The organism is Streptomyces sp. DSM 15324 (assembly GCF_001514285.1).
In the GTDB taxonomy this organism is placed as follows: domain Bacteria; phylum Actinomycetota; class Actinomycetes; order Streptomycetales; family Streptomycetaceae; genus Streptomyces.
The window spans coordinates 2,024-4,038 of sequence record NZ_KQ949061.1 but is presented as its reverse complement, the minus strand read 5'-3'; the positions used below and the strand labels follow the sequence as shown (position 1 = coordinate 4,038).

2 protein-coding genes are annotated in these 2,015 nt (G+C 67.5%); both read right to left on the bottom strand.

Features of this window, described 5'->3' with window-relative positions:
• Window positions 1-171: 171 nt before the first annotated feature.
• Window positions 172-1,158, bottom strand: a complete 987-nt coding sequence (locus tag AQJ58_RS40155) for an ABC transporter substrate-binding protein (RefSeq protein WP_067259568.1) — start codon at window positions 1,156-1,158, stop codon at window positions 172-174.
• Window positions 1,159-1,171: 13 nt separating this feature from the next.
• The coding region (locus tag AQJ58_RS40150; protein ID WP_159056433.1) for an ABC transporter permease at window positions 1,172-2,015 on the bottom strand (844 nt) is incomplete at its 5' end.

Below are 2,015 nucleotides of genomic sequence, written 5' to 3'. Positions count from 1 at the left end.
ACGGTTCAGGTTGCGCAACTCAATGTGCCCGCCGTCCCCGTGGGTGTCAAGGGGTGCGGAACCCGGGAAAAACGGGCCCGGACACGGCAATGCCCGGTGGGCGGAGCGCGGAGATCGCGCCCCGCCCACCGGGCGGGTTCCGACCGGTCGGCGAGCCTCAGGAGGCCGGGGCTACTTCAGCCAGGCCTTGACCTTGTCCGGGTTGGCGTCGACCCACTTCTTCGCGGCCGCGTCGGGGCTCATCTTGTCCTCGGCGATGTACTTGGCCACCACGTTCTGGTCGTCGTTGGCCCAGGTGAAGTTCTTCACCAGGTCGTAGGCGGGGCTGCCGGACTTGGCGAACTTCGCGCTGACGACCTTGTCGAGCTTGTACACCGGGTAGTCGCAGGCGACCTTGGCGGCGTCGGCGTCACAGCCCTCGGTGTACGTGGGCAGGTTGACCTTGACGAGCGGAACCTCGGACAGGAACCACTGCGGCTCGTAGAAGTAGCCGATCACCCACTCCTTGTCCTTCTCCGCCTTGCGGAAGGCCTGGATGAGCGCCGTCTCACTGCCCGCGTACACCACCTTGAAGTCCAGCTTCAGGTTCTTCACCAGCGCCTCGTCGTTGGTGACGTACGACGGGTCGCCGTCCAGCAGCTGCCCCTTGCCGCCCGACTCCGAGGTCTTGAAGTTGGCCGCGTACTTGTTCAGGCTCTTGTAGTCGGTGATGTCCGGGTGCGCCTTCGCCAGCCACGGCGGCACGTACCAGCCGATCAGGCCTTCGTTGCCGGTGGGGCCGGCGTCGACCGCGGTCTTCTGGTCGGTCATGTACTTCTTCTTGAGGTCGTCGTGGCCCCAGTTCTCGACGACGGCGTCGACCTCACCCGTCCCGAAGCCCTGCCAGGCGATCTCTTCCTTCAGGTCCTTCTTGTTGACCGTACAGCCGAGCTCATGCTGTGCGACGTAGGCTATGACCGCCGCGTTGGCCTCGTAGCCCACCCAGGGGTTGACCGCGAGGTTGAAGGTGCCGCACTTGCCCGAACCGCTGGAGCTGCCCGAGCTGCCGGCCTGCGAGGAGCTGTCTCCGACCTTCGTCCCGCCGCAGGCGGTGAGCGTGAGGCCGAGGACGGCCAGGCCCACCACGCCGGCTCTCCAGTGTGTCGCTTGTCCTGCCATGGTCAGTTGCTCCTTATGCGCTCGCGCGTCGCGCCGCTGCCTGAGTGATCCGGTCGAACATGACGCCGAGAAGGACGATGGCGAGACCCGCCGCCAGACCCTTCCCGTACAGCTGGCCCTGCGAGAAACCGGCCACCACGTCGTAGCCGAGGGCACCCGCCCCCACCAGGCCGCCCACCACAACCATCGACAGCACGTAGATCAGACCCTGATTCGTCGCGAGAGTCAGAGCACCGCGTGACATCGGCAGTTGAACCTTGGTGATGATCTGCCAGGTGTTGCACCCGGCCGAGGTCGCCGCCTCCACCGTCGCCTCCGGCACCGCCCGCACCCCATCCGCGACGATCTTCATCGCGACCGGCGCGGCATAGACGAGGGCGGCGACGATCGCTGTGAACCGGGTCGCGCCGAACAGCGCCAGGAACGGCACCAGATAGACGAACGGCGGCATGACCTGCGCCGCGTCCAGACTCGGCCGCAGCACCCGGTCCACCATCCGGCTGCGCCCCATCCACACCCCGAACACGATGCCCAGCGCCATCACCAGCACCGTCGCCACGACAGTCGAGGCCAGGGTGGTCATCGCGTCCGACCACAGGCCCGTGCCGACCAGCAGGCCCAGGCACACCACCGTGGTGACCCCGGACCGCCGGCCGCCGAGCACGACCGCGAGGGCGACCAGCACCCCGGCCACCACCCACCACGGCGAATCGGTCAGCAGCGTCTGGAACGGATTGAGCAGACCGTTGGTGATCGCGTCCCGGAAGGCGTTGGTCAGCCCCGAGAGGTTGTCCTGCGCCCAAGTGGTCGCGGTGTCGGCCGCGCTCGCGATCGAACTGCCGAGGCTGCCCTCGCCG